The organism is Draconibacterium sp., assembly GCF_041583095.1.
Taxonomy (GTDB): Bacteria; Bacteroidota; Bacteroidia; order Bacteroidales; family Prolixibacteraceae; genus Draconibacterium.
This window is the reverse complement of sequence record NZ_JBFHGM010000097.1, coordinates 1-16,249: the sequence shown is the minus strand read 5'-3', so window position 1 is coordinate 16,249 and position 16,249 is coordinate 1. Positions and strand designations below refer to the sequence as shown.

Below are 16,249 nucleotides of genomic sequence, written 5' to 3'. Positions count from 1 at the left end.
TTTGTGTTTTCTGAAAATCTCGTTCTGAAATATTTTATTGGAACACCGCAATATCGACCACGGATCGTCAATAACCACCCACCCTTCGGCGTAGGCCATACGCGAAAATTCGTAGGTATGGTCGTTTACATTCGTGGTTTCGCGGATAAAAAGCGCATCGAATTCGTTTATTTTATCAAAATCGTTTTTTGTTATAAACTCAGCATACAAACCTTTACGGTTGGCCGCCGCTTTAAACTTTTGAAGCGCCCGTTTGCACGATGGTGGCGTTTCTTCCTCAGGATCAACCAAAATGGCAATGTCGTATTTATAATTGATTAGCGTGGTTTTATTAAAACGCCGCTTGCTAAAATATTTACGTGCAAACTCGTAAATAACCTCAATTTCACTTTCGGGCAATTTGTTTAAGGTAAGTACTTTTATACCCTTAATTATCCATTTCTCCTGTTTTACAAATTCAATCTCGAAAAGCGGCGTTTCAAACAGCAGGTAAAGCCGGTTGGCAATTGCGTTAAACCCTTTTGTGGCTGTCTGTCCGAAATAGATCTTCAACTGAAATTTATCGTCTTTTACTTTTTGCAGCGCTTTGTTTATCAATTCATCAATATCGTACGATGTGGAATGGATTACCTTCAGCATTTTAAAATCACGCAGTGTAACCGAACTGGGAATTACACGGTGCCCGCGGGCTGCAGCCAGCAACGACACATAATAACCGTAACTCTGGTATTTGTACGAACTGCAGAGATTAAAAACACGTATGTCGGCACTGTTCTGGTAAACCGGGTTGCTAATGTATTCTTTTACCGAAATAACTTTAGCGTTTACATCGGTAAAAGTCCATTTGTGTGGTTGGTTGATTACGATAATATTTGTGGTCTTTTTCCGAACCTCTTCCGCTTCCAAACTCAATTCCATTTTTACAGCATCTTCCCCACTCGCGTAATAATCAGCAATGGTATGCGACTCCTTAAATCCCTTTTTTTTATACCACTCAATCAGCTCGTTGTTTTTCGACTGAACCTCGATCAATATTTTTTGAAAATGATTTTCAATTGCCAGGTTCTTCACATAATTCAACATGAAAGTACCTAAACCGAAATTTCGGTATTCTCCCACCACTGCAATCGAATAAATTCGTAGTGCATGTTTATATTTAAACAAAGTGAGTGCCCCGGCGGGAGTTACTTTTTTGCCTTCTTTCAACTCTACAATTAAAACATCCTGAAACGCACTATCCAGGCTGTGTTTGATACTTTTGCGAGAACTTTTTTGAAACTGCGGAAAAGATTCGTTTTCCAGCTTTTCAAGGAAATTAAAATCACCAGGCTGTGATTTTCTGATATTCAAATCCATTTATTGCGTTATTAATCAAAACTAATTGAAACCTAATTAACACTTCAACCCCGTTATGTTTTTTGTAGCATTAAACGCTATAACTTATTTTCGGGATCAATAAAATGAATACGCTTTCCTATTTTATTTTATTGACAAGCAAAAATACAATATTGAAACATTAATTGCGATATTTGTCGGCGAATTATGCAAACAGAAATAACCATACTTATTTATTTTGTTTTTATAGTTGGGATAGGCGTTTATTCAGCCTTTCGAATCAAAAATCCATCGGATTATTATGTGGCCGGGAAAAAAGCCGGATTACTGCCTGTATCCGGTAGTTTACTCGCCACAATTCTTGGCGGATCGGCATTAATGGGAACCATTGAATTAAGCCAAAGCAGAGGTTGGGCAGCACTATGGTTCTTGTTTTCCGCAGCAATAGGTTTGTTTCTTCTGGCACCAATTTCAAAATATGTAAGCCGCTACGGAAATTATACACTCCCTGAATTGTTAGGAAAGTTCTTTGGCCGTAAAGCCGAACGATTTTCAACCATTATCATTCCGTTGGCGTGGTTGGGAATTGTAGCAGCTCAAATAATTGCAGCAGCTCAAATACTGCAGGGACTTGGTTTTATTTCGTATCAGAATGCGGCCATTTTATCCGGACTGGTTTTTATTGCCTACACCTTGTTGGGCGGCCAGTTAAGCATTCTGAAAACAGATACCTTGCAAGCTGTATTAATTATTAGTGGCTTAGCGGCACTGCTGTTTTTTGCCATTCAATCGCCGGAACATACGCAGGTGGAGCCTTTAAAATTTTCAGCCTTGTTCAATTCAAAATTTACGGTGGTAGACCTGATCGTTCTGTTAATGACATATTCGGTAACATTTATTGTGGGGCCCGATATTTACTCGCGCCTGTTTTGCGCCGGAAGTGAAAAAACAGCACGAAGAAGCATAATAATTGTGGCATCAATATTAATCCCCGTATCGTTTGCCCTCACCTATTTAGGTGTTTATTCCGGAAAAGAAAACGAAGGAATTATGGCATTTGCAGGCCACCTGCTTCCGAACTGGGCCTATGGTTTGTTTATCGCGGCATTGCTTTCTGCGGTAATGTCATCGGCCGATACTACATTGCTCACATCAAGTATGATTCTAAGCGAATTATTCAGCGGTAACCTTGAGAAAAAACAAGCGCTTCCTCTCACCCGCTGGCTCGTTGTTGTAATTGGGGCTTTAAGTCTGCTTATATCGCTGTATATTACTTCAGTAATTCAGGCTTTACTTTTGGCACTCAGTTTTTTCTCCGGGGCCTTTGTTGTGCCTGTATTGTGCGGATTGCTGGGTTTTAAAGTAAACAACAAAAACGTAATTTGGGCTATTGTTGTTGGAGGGATCACAGCTTTGGCAGGCAAACTTATAACTTTATTCGATTATCAAAGTCTTGGAAACGGCCTTATTATTCTTAGCTATTTTGTAAACAGCCTTTTTTTGTTTATCAGACGAAAATCAGGAAACTCATCTGTATCAACATATCTCAAAGTTTAGCAGATTTTAAATTCTTCACAATTTGATCTGAAATTACTTATCCATATTCAATCTTCACACAATTGTTTTTATTTTGTTGCCCATAATTATCGTTACCATACGAAATTATTGCTTAAAACTGTCGGGAGGGGACATTCGACAATTTAAAGATGCTGAACTAAACAAGAGGGGACTATGAAATACAAGCAGCTTATAGAAAGCCTGGGAAACGAATATTTCTTTTATTCACATAATATAGATGGTGATTACCTTTATATTAGCCCATCGGTTAAAAATATTTTGGGTTACGAAGTAGAAGAAGCAAAACTTGGTCTTGTAAAACACATGACCGACAGCGAATTAAACAAAAAAACCATTGAAGTACTTAAAAAAAGTGCCACTGGTGAAAAGCAAAAAACATTTCAATTTGAATTGTATACAAAAAGTGGCTCGATTAAAGTTATAGAAATTACCGAATCGCCATTATACAACGAAAAGGGAGAGCTGATATCGATTGAAGGCGTTGCCCACGACATTACCAGGCGTATTGAGCGCGAAAAAACCATCAGAGAGCAAAACGAAAAACTTAAACAACAAACCGAAGAACTGGAGGCGACCATTGCCGATTTGAAACAAACGCAATCGCAATTGGTACAGTCGGAAAAAATGCGTGCGCTGGGAAATCTGATTGCCGGTGTGGCGCACGAAATAAACACCCCTATTGGAGCGATAAACGCTTCCGTTGATAATATTTCCCGCTCGCTTGATGAGTCAATGCAGAACCTATATATCCTCTTCACTCGTCTATCTGAAAAAGAGTTGGTAGTTTTTCTTAAAATAATGAACCTTATCGACCGCTCGAAACCGGCTTTGATTTCAAAAGAAAAACGCTATTACAAAAAACTGATAAAAGAAAAGCTCGACAATGCAGGATATGAGGATACGCTGACTATGACAGATCATGTAATTTATCTGAACCTGTACGAGGTTGTCGATCAAATAATACCGCTATTGAAAGTTGATAATCCCGCGTTCATTTTGAAATCTATCCGTGATATATATTCTGTTCGAAAAAATTCGGAGAATATAAAACTGGCAGTTGACAAAGCATCGAAAGTAGTTTACGCTCTTAAAAAGTTCACCCACAAAGATCAGGGTGCAGACAAAGAACTCAGTAACCTCAAAGAAAATATCGATATGGTTCTTACCTTGCACCATAACCGCATAAAACAAGGCATTGAAGTAGTTCAGAATTATGATGATGACATTCCGCTAATTAAGTGTTACCCCGACGAATTGGTGCAGGTATGGACAAATTTGATTTCTAATGCTATACAGGCAATGGATAACAACGGGCAGCTAACAATTAACATTAAAAATCTGAGTGAACGTATTCAGGTTTCTATAGCTGATACTGGATGTGGTATTCCTGAGGAGATTCACGAAAAAATATTTGAACCCTTTTTTACAACTAAAAAAGCCGGAGAAGGAACAGGAATCGGGCTTGAGCTCGTTTTAAAAATTATTGAAAAACATGGGGGGAGTCTGGATTTTGAAAGTAAGGTAGGTGAAGGAACCACATTTATTATTACTTTACCGGTTAATTAATTCAGTTATGAAAAAAAAGGCAATTGTTTGTGTTGACGACGAGAGTATAATTCTCGACAGTTTGGGAGAACAAATAAAAAACATTTTCGGCAACGAATACCTATACGAATCGGCAGAAAATGCCGAGGAAGGGCTGGAAGTTATTGAAGAGTTGGCGAATGAAGATGTAGATGTGCTGGTTATTGTTTCTGACTGGTTAATGCCGGGTAAAAAAGGCGATGAGTTTTTAGTAGAGGTTCATAAAAAATTCCCCAAAATAATAAAAGTAATGTTAACCGGACAAGCTGATGAGGAGGCTATAAACAATGCTATTAAAAATGCAGAATTACATGCGTACATTTCAAAGCCATGGTCATCTGAGGATTTGGAAAGAGTAATAAAAACAGGTTTGTCTAAAATTGAAAAGAAGGTTTAGATGAAAAAACAAACAATTATTTGTGTTGACGATGAAGAAATAATCCTGGAAGCAATACAGGAACAACTTCAGTCGACATTTGGTGAAGAATACAATATTGAAACATCGGACAGCGGAGAAGATGCTCTGGAGTTTTTTAAAGAGTTGATTGAGGAAGGTCAACAAGTTCCGGTAATTATATCCGACTATATTATGCCGGGAATGAAGGGCGATGAATTATTGAAGGAAATACACAAACTTTCGCCCGAGTCATTAAAAATATTATTAACCGGTCAGGCCAGTATCGAAGGAATTAGCAATGCCATAAACAATGCACAACTTTATCGTTATATTGCAAAACCCTGGGATAAAGATGACCTGGTATTAACGGTAAAAGAAGCAGTAAAAAGTTTTCTACAGGAAATTAAAATTCGTAAACAGAACAAAGAACTGTTGGAGCTGAATGCCTCGCTGGAAGTGCAGGTTGCCCAGCGCACCGAAGAATTAAGAGAAGCCAATGCTGCAAAAGATAAGTTTTTCTCCATTATTGCACACGATCTGAAAAGCCCTTTTAATGCGCTGTTGGGACTATCAGATGCTATGCTCGAGAACTGGGCAATAATTGAAGATGAAAATAAGCTGGAGTTTGTTCAGGATATCAACGATACCTCAAAAAATACCTATGCTCTGTTACAAAACCTGTTGGAATGGTCGCGCTCGCAAATTGGCAGCATACAAATTAGTCCTGTAGATATTAATCCCGTAGAGTTGGTTAATGAAAATATTGAGGTCTTAAAACAGCATGCTGAATCAAAACAGATCTCCGTTACAAATAAGATAAATGGTGAGGTTATTTGCCATGCCGACAAAAACATGATTTCAACTGTTTTCCGCAACCTTATTTCCAATGCCATTAAGTTTACTAACATTCAAGGAAATATAGAGATAAGCTGTTGTACGCAAAATGAATTTCATGAATTTTGTATTACCGACGATGGTATAGGCATGAATGAAAAAACAAAGAATGAGCTGTTCAATCTGAATAGTAAAACGCAGCGCGCCGGTACGTCGAAAGAAAGCGGAACAGGCCTAGGGCTTCTTCTTTGTAAAGAATTCGTGGAAAAGAACGGTGGCCAAATATCGGTTACCAGTAAGGAAAATGAAGGCAGTACCTTCTGTTTCACCTTACCGGTAGCAAAATGAACTACCTCCTGACAAGCTACCAAGGTATTAAAAAGGGAATTCTTAAGAATGATTCAAGCATCGGAGAATTAACTCATTTATCCCGATACGCCCCTGCTATCGGGATTAGTTCGACTTCTCATTACAATTCGTTTCTCTCCCGTAATGAGAGTATCACTGAACTAAATTTCGGCTGTTAATTCATCCAGAAATTTGTGATACTTATCCTCCATCAGTGGCTTTAACTCAGCGTTTACCCACTGATGGTAATCGTTTAGCCATTTGCGTTCCTTATTGGTTAGCAAATCAACTTTTATCAACGAAGTGTCGATAGGGCAAAGTGTAAGCGTATCAAAACCAAGGAAACGCCCGAATTCTGTGGTTTCGCGTTCAACACAAACCATCATGTTTTCGGTCCGAAGTCCGTATTGCCCTTCGCGGTAAAACGCAGGTTCGTTCGATAACACCTGACCGGGCAGCATCAGGTTTTCGTTGTATTCCAGGCGGATTGACATTGGCCCTTCGTGTACATTTAGAAAATGACCAACTCCATGACCGGTTCCGTGGCCGTAGTTCATACCGTTTTCCCATAATGCCTGTCGCGCAAGAATATCAAGGTGACACCCCTTTACTCCGTATGGGAATTTGGCTTGTGTTAAACCAATCATTCCTTTCAGGGTAAGTGTAAAATCAGTTTTAAACTGATCAGAAACTGCTCCTAAAGCAACTGTGCGGGTAATATCGGTAGTTCCATCGATGTACTGACCACCAGAATCAAAAAGCACTACCCCGTCGGCTTCCAACGGCAAAGCATCTTCGGCTCCAATATGAAGATGAACAAGCGCACCACGGCTTTTGTAGCCAACAATAGGAGGAAAACTTTCGCCTTTAAAATCCGCTTGTTTAGCCCTAAACTCGGCCAGTTTTTTCCCGAATTCGTAATCTGTTATCGTTTCTTTTCCAATTGTCTGTTTTAGCCATTGTAAACACTTAACCAATGCCACACCGTCTTTTCTCATTGCACTTCTGAAACCTTCCAGCTCTGTTTCATTTTTTATGGCTTTTTGAATGGCCACCAGCGAAGTCCCTTCAACAAGCTCGTTTTTACCTGACAAGGCACTGTAAGCCGCAAAATTTAAAGTTGACGGATCGATATAAATCGTCTTCCCATTAATTTCTGACAGGTAGCTGTAAAAAGTAGTATAATCTTTCACCTCAACACCATCGGCTTCAAGTTTCAATTTTAGCTCTGATTCGATCTTGGCAGGATCGACAAAAAGTACACTTTCATTCTCGCCAATAACGGCAAAAGCAGTAAAAACCGGATTGTAAGGCACATCCGAACCACGCAAGTTATATAACCATGCCAGTTCGTCTAACATCGATACGATATGAATATCGGCACCAAACGAAGCTAAATCAGCAGCAATTTTTTGTTGTTTTTCAGGTCGTGCAACTCCGGCATATTTTACGTTCAACTCAAAAACTTTATCGTTGGGAACAGCCGGGCGGTTTTCCCAAATGGCTTCCAATAAATCGGGTGTTTCCACCAGTTCGATATCTTTTTTCAAAAAGCCTTTTTGCAAACTCCTAAAAGCGCCAACTGTCAGCGATTGCGCATCGAGCCCCACTTTACTTCCGGCTGGCAAACTATGGCTCAGCCAGCTGTCGGGCGATACAGCATCCGTAACGCGCAACTTCTGCATTTCAATGCCGGTACCTTCCAACTCTTCCTTAGCCTGTAAGAAATAACGTGAATCGGTCCACAAAGCTGCTTTGTCAAGCGTTACCGCTACCAAACCATACGAGCCTGTAAATCCCGAAATGTACTCGCGTGTTTCCCATCGCTTTGGGAGATATTCACTCGAATGTGGATCGGTACCTGAAATGTACCACGCATCAATACCGAGCTTTTTCATTTCGGCTCGCAAGGCCGTTAGTCGTTGTTTTATTTCTGTCTTCATTGTTTATGCCTTTGCGCCTTGAAAATAGTCTTTTACAAATTTCTTTATGGAGGGGGCAGGAATATCATCGTAATTCATTTCTTCTTCAGCGTAAAACTTATAATCGAGAATATCGTCCATCGGTTTCAGTTCCTCAACCGATTCGGCTGTAACCTGAAATGCCATATCGAGTGTAAATACCGTGTACGCCGAAAAAATATATTGGTTTGGCGCTGAGCCCAGGTATTTCAAGGCTTTTACTTTTAAACCCAGCTCCTCTTTTAGTTCGCGTTTTACAGCATCTTCTGCCGATTCCATTGGGTCGATAAATCCGCCTGGCAGATCTAGTTTACCGTAATTGGGTTCAACACCTCGAGTTACCAGCATTAATTTTCCGTTATCATCGGTAACTAAAGCAGCCACAGCAGCCGCCGAGTTTATGAATAAATGGAAACCACAGCCAGCACATTTTAATGAACGCTCGCCGGATTTGTTAAACTCTGCCGAACCACATTTCGGACAATATTCTAAAACTTTTAAAGGATGGGTATCCATTTAATTCAATTTGCGAATGATGATTAACAATTTATGATTTAAGATCTTTCCTTCGTAAATCGTTAATCGTCATTCTACATTCATCATTCTATTATTTCTATGGCTTTTAGCCAGTCGACAAATAAATTTGGCCAGTTATCAGCCGGAATTCCGTTTTTGCGAATACCAAAGCCGTGACCTCCTTTTTGAAAAATATGCATTTCTGCCGGCACGTCAAACTCTTTCAGTTTCGAATAAAAACTGATTGAATTTTTTGGCACCACACTTTTATCGTCGTCGGCCAAAACCAAAAATGTTGGAGGCGTTTCAGCACTCACATTTAACTCGTTCGAATATTTACGGATCAGCTCTTTATCATGTCCTTTGCCGATTAGGTTTCCGCGAGATCCCAAATGAGTAAATTCTTCATCCATGGTAATTACCGGATACAACAACAACATAAAATCGGGCCGGCAACTTTGCTGTTCAATCTTATCTGAACTTTCTTTATTTCCGTAATCGAAAACGGTTCCGGCAGTTGACGCCAGGTGACCACCCGCTGAAGAACCGGCAATTCCAATCTTTTCAGGGTTGATGCCCCACTCTTTTGCATTGGCACGCACAATTCGAATGGCTTGCCGTGCATCGCTCGACGGAACTTCGTGATTTTCGTAGGGCAAACGATATTTTAATACAATTCCGGTAATACCTTTTGACTGTAGAAAACTTGCAATGTCGTATCCCTCGTGGTCCATTGCCTCTACCCAATAACCACCGCCCGGACAAATTACCACGGCAGCGCCGGTATTAATTTCGGCTTCAGGCGAAAAAACATACATTTCTGCTTCCGACACTTTTCGTACACGTACTCCGTCGTATTTCTCTTCGGGCTCGGTCATGCCGTTGTCGTTTGGTGCGCCGTTTGGCCACACTTTTACTATTTTATTTTGTGCGATAACAATTACGGTTAGTAATGAAAAGACTAGGATTAGGTTGATTTTTTTCATCTCATTAAAATTGTTTAGTTCATTTGTATGTGATGTAACTCCCGATAAATTTTGATTCTTCCTGTTTGCGATTTGAAGAACAAAAATTCATGTTCGTTTCATTATTATTTAGTTTTTGCTCCAACAAAATAATGCTCCTTTTCGGCAAACAATACATTGAAAGTAGTTAGCGAACCATAGGCACGCGTTATGTATTGCTGAATATTTACTTTTTCTTCGTCGGTAAGCGATTTACTGCTGTTTATATTTTGCTCCAAAACACGCAGCCTGTCGCGTAACATTACAATTTTGTGAAAGAAGGTTTCAACAGGAATTTCCTTTGGTTTTAAATCCGGATTGGCCGGTTGAAGTATCATCGTTCCGCCTTCCCATTTTTCGCCTAAAGGAACCACTTCATTCAATGCTGCATGTTTATCAAGTACATAGCTTAAAACCTTCTCTATTTCGCCAATTGAAAGTTGCGATTTTGGTGCAGCTTCATTTGCTTCCAAAACCGTAAGGTCGGTATTTCGCTTAGTAATCTCTATTTTACCGCCACGCTCAAAAAATATTTCGTAAGCAGTAAGGTTGTCTTTACTAATTATTCCTTCTCCGTACCGCGGATGTTCAACCCTTGTTCCAACAGTTAAATCTTCCATTTTAAGTTTAATTTATTGATTGGTTAAGATAAAATATTTTCAGGAAAAGTGTACAAGATAGCTACCAACTGTTAATATTCTGAGGCCATAATCAAACGTGGCTGCCCCTTCACACGTTTACGTTTTACTTCGTAATCGCGGGTATACGAAATTACAGAAACCCCTTCATTCATATAACCACCAAACTGTGTAAGCTGCCCGAAATGATAATTTCCCTGCATTTGGAAAGTATGCAGGTAAGGCAGGCAAGCGGCAAAATCGTTACCGTAAGTTATTAATGCCGTTAAAAAATACAGCGTTACATCGTAGCCCTGGAAACTAAAATTATCAGGTTCCGTTCCGAAATTGTTCTTGTATTTTTCAACAAAATTAATGGTTTGCTTATTCGTATAATCGGTGTAATATGGCGCAATGTATTTCAGTTTCAGATTATGAAACTGTTCCAACTGAATGCTCGAATAGTTTGGATAACGGTTTGAACCGATCAAGGTAATCGAATACTCATCAGACAGGTTGTTTAAATTCGAAATGGCCACACTTAACTCGCCTTCGTTTTCCGAAGGAATGTAAACCACATTTTCTTTGGTTTTCGACATTATTCGTCGCAGGCCAAAACTGCCTTCGTTTTCAAAATCGTAAATCGTAAAGTTAACTCCCTCGAAACTGCTTAACATTCCTGAATTGAAGAATTTTTCGCGCAATAATTCAACCAGTTCGCCTTCGGGAGTTCCCGAATAATTCGAGGTTTTTAAAATAATGAAGTTACTGTTAAAGTGCTCTTCGGCCATCATCTCTGCCGTTTGACGAGTCAGGTAATCGCGCGACGGATTTACCTGAAAGTAATTGGAATTCGATTGTGTAATCGCACTCTGCGAAGCAAGTGGCGAAACAATCGGAATCCGATTCTTCGCTGCGTATGCTGCAATTTCCTGCTGTACCCTGGGGAAAATTGGCCCGATAATCAAATCAGTCAGGAAAAAATCGTTAGCCATAAAATACTGGCGTATCGAATCTTTGTTTCGCTGTGTATCAAAAACATTAAGTTTTACATTAAAACCAATATTCTGCAAGGAATCAACTGCTAAAAGTACACCTTCATAAAACTGCACGAAGTTTTCACTTCCGCCGTAAAACTGTTTAAACAATTCCTTTCGCACTTCCAATTCAATGGTTGTGTCCTGCGCAATTTCTGTTTCCTCACTTGTAAAAAGTGCTGTTGAATCAATTACCAGATCTTCACGGTTCAGCGTATCATTCGCTTCGTAATAAAATGGTAAAAACAAGGCTACATTGTATGTTTTCCCCGAAGACGAACCTGAAAAATCAGGCACACACGACTCGGGAATTTCTACCGGCATTTCCACCGCATAAAATTCTTCCAGCATTTTAGCCGAATCAATATCGGCAATCACAATGTTGTCACTTTCTGGCTGAGCAAAAACTTCCTCAGGTTTTTTAGGAATTAAAATGGTTTCGCCATATGCCAGATTCCGACGATCGAGTATTGGATTATACTTCTTAATGTCGGGAATACTAACATTGTATTTTTTGGATAAACCGTATAAAGTCTCGCCCCTTTCCACCAAATGCTGTTCAAAAGCTTCTTCGTTTACCGGTTTAGCCATTGGTTCGCTGGCTTCTGCAACCGGAATTTTAATTACTGCTCCTGCCGGAAATCCCGTATTCAAAATTGGATTTATCACTTTTAGCTCCTCTTCCGACACATTGTATTTGCGGGTGATACCCCACATGGTTTCACCCGATTCAATAATGTGTTCGATATAATTTCGACCACCAGCATATTCAATTGGCTGGGGTTTATTTACATCTCCCACCGATGTGCCGGTTTTTATTATCAATGTCATTCCTGTTTTTAGCTGACTTGCATCGGGATTTTGTGCCAGAATTTCTCCTTCAGTAATTCCGTATCTCCGGGCAAGCGAAAAGAAGGTTTCGCCTGAAACCACCTGATGTACTATTGTGTGCTCGCCCGTTTCGGTTTTTTGAGCTAAATCGTCGGTTTCTGAAGTTGTTTCTTTTTCCCAGTATGGTATATTCAGTTCAGTTCGCTTTTTAAATTTCCGAACGGTTGGATTGTAGGCATACAGTTCCTCCACGGTTATTCCAAACTTTTTGGCTATGGAATAAGCCGTTTCTTTTCTCGACTCAATTTCATATTTGGTAAATCCTGACGGATCACCCTTTTGGTCTGATGAAGAATTCGGAAGTTCGATGCCTTCGACATAAGGAATCTTTAGTACCTGCCCTATCGTTAGTCCTTTATCAATTCCCGGGTTGTTTTCCTCAAGCGCTGATTCTGATACACCAAACTTCTTGCTTAGCGAATAAACAGTTTCGCCTGTGCGCACCTGGTGCATAACAAACTTTTTGCCTTGAAAAATAACCACCTCGTTTTGTGCAAAATTCTGCCCAAAAACCTGTTCGGTTGGTAACAACAGTAAAAATGCCATGCATAGCAGCAAAAGACTTCTCATTAAAAAGTGGATTTAAAAATTCGCTCAAATTTAGTAATTCTGAAAGAACACTTAAATCTTAACGCATAGTTTCGGAATTAATTTCACATATTTTGGGGCAAACACAATCCTAATATTAACACGAACCTTAATTTCATTCACATTTGAAAAGATTTTGACACGTTATTAGTACTTTTGTGCTTTCATTAACTAAAGAAGTTTTTCATGCAGGAAAAGATTTTAATCCTTGATTTTGGTTCTCAATACACACAATTGATTGGACGTAAGGTCCGCGAACTAAATGTTTATTGCGAAATTCATCCTTTTAACCACTTTCCGGAAATTGATGAGAGTGTAAAAGGTGTGATCCTTTCGGGTAGTCCATATTCGGTTCGCGACGAAGATGCACCTCGTCCTGACCTATCAGAAATCAAAGGCAAGCTGCCGGTATTGGGTGTTTGTTACGGAGCACAGTATATGGCACATTTTTATGGAGGCGAAGTGGCTCCATCGAATACACGCGAATACGGAAGAGCAAATCTGGGATTTATCGATCATGATAGTATTCTGTTTGAAAACATCAGTCTGCACTCGCAGGTTTGGATGTCGCATGGCGATACCATCGTAAAACTTCCTAAAAATTATAAAGTAATTGCATCAACCGAAGATGTAAACTACGCAGCTTATAAAGTTGATGACGAAAAAACCTGGGCAATTCAATTCCACCCCGAGGTTTACCACACCACTGAAGGAAAGCAGTTGCTACAGAATTTTGTTACCACAATTTGTGGATGCGAACAAAACTGGACTCCTGACTCATTCGTGGAAACAACGGTTCAGGAATTAAAAGATCAACTGGGTAACGACAAAGTTGTTCTTGGTCTTTCGGGTGGTGTTGACTCATCGGTTGCCGGTGTATTATTAAATAAGGCCATTGGAAAAAATCTTACATGTATATTTGTTGACAACGGATTGCTTCGCAAAAACGAATTTGAGGATGTTTTGCATTCGTACGAAGACATGGGACTAAATGTAATTGGCGTTGATGCCCGCAAAAAATTCTGGGACGATTTGGCCGGAGTTACTGATCCGGAACAAAAACGAAAAATTATCGGTCGCAACTTTATCGAAGTTTTTGATGAAGAAGCACACAAAATACAAGATGTAAAATGGTTGGCACAAGGAACAATTTATCCCGATGTAATTGAGTCGGTATCGGTAAACGGACCTTCTGCAACTATCAAATCACACCACAATGTTGGCGGACTTCCTGAAAAAATGAAGCTAAAAGTGGTTGAGCCGCTTAAACTTTTATTTAAAGATGAAGTGCGTCGGGTAGGTGCTGCTTTAAACATTAAGAAAGAATTGTTAGGCCGTCATCCATTCCCGGGACCGGGATTGGGAATTCGTATTCTTGGCGATGTAACTCCTGAAAAAGTTAGTATGCTACAGGAAGCTGATGCCATTTTTATTAACGGACTAAAAAGCTGGGGACTGTACGACGAAGTTTGGCAGGCAGGCGTTATGTTACTTCCTGTTCAATCGGTAGGTGTTATGGGCGACGAACGTACTTACGAAAATACCGTTGCTTTGCGCGCCGTAACCTCAACCGACGGAATGACTGCCGATTGGGTACATCTTCCCTATGATTTTATGGCAAAAATGTCGAACGAAATCATAAATAAAGTTCGTGGTATCAATCGTGTAGTTTACGATATTAGTTCGAAGCCACCTGCAACAATTGAGTGGGAATAGTTGTTGCAGAATGTAACGAAATCAAATTTGGCAGACTTATTGCGTAATTGTTTCGTTATAAATAAAAAATGAGAATTATGGCTGTAACAAAAATTCAACATATTAAAACAATTGGCTTAGGTATATTTTTAGCTTTCTTTCTGATTGGTCCTGTTTCAGTTCAGGCACAAAACGAAGTGCAGGAAAACCAGGTAAAATTTGCCAGGTTACTGCGTTTGGTTGATGGTTATTATGTCGACTCATCAGATGTTAGCGACTTAACGGAAAAAGCCATTGTTCATTTGCTTGAAGAGCTTGATCCGCACTCTACGTATATTTCGAAAGAAGAAGTGGATAAAATGAACGAACCGCTTAAAGGTAACTTCGAGGGGATCGGGATTTCATTCAACATCTACAAGGATACCTTGATGGTGACTACGGTAATTGCCGAAGGACCTTCCGAGAAAGTTGGATTGCGTGGAGGCGACCGGATTATTGAGGTTGATGGCAAAAACATTGCCGGAATAGGCTTGAAGAATTCGGATGTTTTTGATTTGTTACGTGGCGAAAAAGGGACTAAGGTTGACTTAACAATTGCCAGAAAAGGCGAAACCAATCCGCTTGAATTTACCATTGAACGAGATAAAATTCCTATTTACAGTCTGGATGCTTCGTATATGCTGGATGAGTCTACCGGTTATATCAAACTAAATAAATTCTCGGCAACAACTACAGATGAGTTTTTAGAGGCCATGTCGGATTTAAAAAAGGAAGGAATCCAAAACCTGATTCTCGATTTACGAAACAATGGTGGTGGTTACTTAAAGTCGGCCATTGAATTAGCTGATCAGTTTTTAACCGATGATCAGTTGATTGTTTATACTGATGGAACAAACGATCCGAAAAGAGACTACAAAGCAACAGCAAAAGGTTCGTTTGAGGACGGGAAAGTGGTTGTTTTGGTTAACGAAGGTTCGGCCTCAGCAAGTGAGATTGTATCGGGAGCCATTCAGGACTGGGATCGCGGAGTAATAATTGGCCGTCGCTCGTTTGGAAAAGGATTGGTGCAAAAACCATTCTTCCTGAATGACGGGTCGATGATTCGTTTGACAACCGCACACTATTACACTCCAAGTGGCAGATGTATTCAGAAGCCTTATGAAGAGGGCATTAGCGAATACCGTAAAGATTATGCCAACCGAATTAGTAACGGTGAGATGTTTAATGCCGACAGTATTCATTTTGACGATGAATTAAAACACAAAACACTGGTTAATGGTCGCAATGTATACGGAGGTGGCGGTGTGATGCCTGATATTTTTGTTCCGATGGACACATCTTCGCATTATGCCTACATAAATAACCTCAGAAGAAAGCGGGTTACCTATAATTTTGTTTTGGATTATGTTGATCTTAATCGTGGAGACATTGCGAAACAGTATTCTGACTTTGACAAGTTCAATGACAAATTCGAAATCACTGAAGAGAACATTGAACAGGTGGTTGCCGGTGGTATTGAGGAAGGAATTGAGAAAGACGAAGAAAGTTTATCATACCTTAAAGATGAACTTAAGCGCGAACTCAAAGCTTTGATCGCCCGCGATGTTTACTCCAGAAACGACATGTATAAAATTTTGAACGAAGATGACGATGCTATTTTAAAAGCTCTTGAGGTTTTTGATAACCAGGATAAATATGCAACGCTCTTGGTTACAGTTGATACCGTTGATTAAATTTTATGACTGATATAGTTTTGGAATGGCTCTTAGGTAATTATATTGAAATACTGGGAGCCATTCTTGGTTTAGTTTACATTTTCTTTTCCATAAAACAACACATTTTAACGTGGCCAACCGGGTTATTA

General features: G+C 39.7%; 12 protein-coding genes. 6 read left to right on the top strand and 6 right to left on the bottom strand.

Annotation, left to right across the window (positions count from 1 at the left end):
* On the bottom strand, window positions 1-1,356 hold a 1,356-nt coding region (locus ABZB17_RS10890), incomplete at its 3' end, for a GNAT family N-acetyltransferase (protein WP_372650154.1).
* Window positions 1,357-1,542: 186 nt separating this feature from the next.
* Between ABZB17_RS10890 and ABZB17_RS10885 the strand changes: the two genes are divergently transcribed.
* The 4 genes from ABZB17_RS10885 (at window position 1,543) to ABZB17_RS10870 (ending at window position 6,076) form a co-directional block, all read left to right on the top strand.
* Window positions 1,543-2,892 carry a sodium:solute symporter gene (locus ABZB17_RS10885; protein ID WP_372650152.1) on the top strand — a complete coding sequence of 450 codons (1,350 nt, stop codon included), beginning with the start codon at window positions 1,543-1,545 and terminating at the stop codon, window positions 2,890-2,892.
* 174 nt (window positions 2,893-3,066) lie between these two features.
* Window positions 3,067-4,479, top strand: a complete 1,413-nt coding sequence (locus ABZB17_RS10880) for an ATP-binding protein (RefSeq protein ID WP_372650151.1) — start codon at window positions 3,067-3,069, stop codon at window positions 4,477-4,479.
* 7 nt (window positions 4,480-4,486) lie between these two features.
* Complete coding sequence (locus ABZB17_RS10875) at window positions 4,487-4,894, top strand: response regulator (RefSeq protein ID WP_372650150.1); 408 nt, start codon at window positions 4,487-4,489, stop codon at window positions 4,892-4,894.
* Window positions 4,895-6,076, top strand: a complete 1,182-nt coding sequence (locus ABZB17_RS10870) for an ATP-binding protein (protein ID WP_372650149.1) — start codon at window positions 4,895-4,897, stop codon at window positions 6,074-6,076.
* Window positions 6,077-6,237: 161 nt separating this feature from the next.
* Here the strand turns inward: ABZB17_RS10870 and ABZB17_RS10865 are convergent, their stop codons facing one another.
* The 5 genes from ABZB17_RS10865 to ABZB17_RS10845 form a co-directional block, all read right to left on the bottom strand.
* Complete coding sequence (locus tag ABZB17_RS10865) at window positions 6,238-8,019, bottom strand: aminopeptidase P family N-terminal domain-containing protein (RefSeq protein WP_372650147.1); 1,782 nt, start codon at window positions 8,017-8,019, stop codon at window positions 6,238-6,240.
* Window positions 8,020-8,022: 3 nt separating this feature from the next.
* Window positions 8,023-8,553 (bottom strand): NUDIX domain-containing protein, encoded by a 531-nt coding sequence (locus ABZB17_RS10860; protein WP_372650145.1) that lies wholly within the window; start codon window positions 8,551-8,553, stop codon window positions 8,023-8,025.
* An 83-nt stretch (window positions 8,554-8,636) separates the two neighbouring features.
* On the bottom strand, window positions 8,637-9,539 hold the full coding sequence (locus ABZB17_RS10855) for an alpha/beta hydrolase (protein ID WP_372650143.1): 903 nt from the start codon (window positions 9,537-9,539) through the stop codon (window positions 8,637-8,639).
* Window positions 9,540-9,643: 104 nt separating this feature from the next.
* Complete coding sequence (locus tag ABZB17_RS10850) at window positions 9,644-10,177, bottom strand: hypothetical protein (protein WP_045029603.1); 534 nt, start codon at window positions 10,175-10,177, stop codon at window positions 9,644-9,646.
* A gap of 71 nt (window positions 10,178-10,248) precedes the next feature.
* Window positions 10,249-12,672 carry a LysM peptidoglycan-binding domain-containing protein gene (locus ABZB17_RS10845; RefSeq protein WP_372650141.1) on the bottom strand — a complete coding sequence of 808 codons (2,424 nt, stop codon included), beginning with the start codon at window positions 12,670-12,672 and terminating at the stop codon, window positions 10,249-10,251.
* Window positions 12,673-12,876: 204 nt separating this feature from the next.
* Between ABZB17_RS10845 and guaA the strand changes: the two genes are divergently transcribed.
* Together guaA and ABZB17_RS10835 are read left to right on the top strand one after the other, a co-directional pair.
* The gene (gene guaA / locus ABZB17_RS10840; protein WP_372650139.1) at window positions 12,877-14,406 is read left to right on the top strand and encodes a glutamine-hydrolyzing GMP synthase; all 1,530 of its coding nucleotides are present in this window, start codon (window positions 12,877-12,879) and stop codon (window positions 14,404-14,406) included.
* 77 nt (window positions 14,407-14,483) lie between these two features.
* Window positions 14,484-16,118: a S41 family peptidase gene (locus ABZB17_RS10835; RefSeq protein WP_372650137.1), complete on the top strand. Its 1,635-nt coding sequence runs from the start codon at window positions 14,484-14,486 to the stop codon at window positions 16,116-16,118.
* Window positions 16,119-16,249 lie beyond the last annotated feature (131 nt).

What these genes read in the sequence shown, in the direction of transcription:
- ABZB17_RS10885 (WP_372650152.1), top strand. Translation starts at nt 1,543, where the DNA reads ATGCAAACAGAAATAACCATACTTATTTATTTTGTTTTTATAGTTGGG.
- ABZB17_RS10880 (WP_372650151.1), top strand. Translation starts at nt 3,067, where the DNA reads ATGAAATACAAGCAGCTTATAGAAAGCCTGGGAAACGAATATTTCTTT.
- ABZB17_RS10875 (WP_372650150.1), top strand. Translation starts at nt 4,487, where the DNA reads ATGAAAAAAAAGGCAATTGTTTGTGTTGACGACGAGAGTATAATTCTC.
- ABZB17_RS10870 (WP_372650149.1), top strand. Translation starts at nt 4,895, where the DNA reads ATGAAAAAACAAACAATTATTTGTGTTGACGATGAAGAAATAATCCTG.
- ABZB17_RS10865 (WP_372650147.1), bottom strand. Translation starts at nt 8,019, where the DNA reads ATGAAGACAGAAATAAAACAACGACTAACGGCCTTGCGAGCCGAAATG.
- ABZB17_RS10860 (WP_372650145.1), bottom strand. Translation starts at nt 8,553, where the DNA reads ATGGATACCCATCCTTTAAAAGTTTTAGAATATTGTCCGAAATGTGGT.
- ABZB17_RS10855 (WP_372650143.1), bottom strand. Translation starts at nt 9,539, where the DNA reads ATGAAAAAAATCAACCTAATCCTAGTCTTTTCATTACTAACCGTAATT.
- ABZB17_RS10850 (WP_045029603.1), bottom strand. Translation starts at nt 10,177, where the DNA reads ATGGAAGATTTAACTGTTGGAACAAGGGTTGAACATCCGCGGTACGGA.
- ABZB17_RS10845 (WP_372650141.1), bottom strand. Translation starts at nt 12,672, where the DNA reads ATGAGAAGTCTTTTGCTGCTATGCATGGCATTTTTACTGTTGTTACCA.
- guaA (WP_372650139.1), top strand. Translation starts at nt 12,877, where the DNA reads ATGCAGGAAAAGATTTTAATCCTTGATTTTGGTTCTCAATACACACAA.
- ABZB17_RS10835 (WP_372650137.1), top strand. Translation starts at nt 14,484, where the DNA reads ATGGCTGTAACAAAAATTCAACATATTAAAACAATTGGCTTAGGTATA.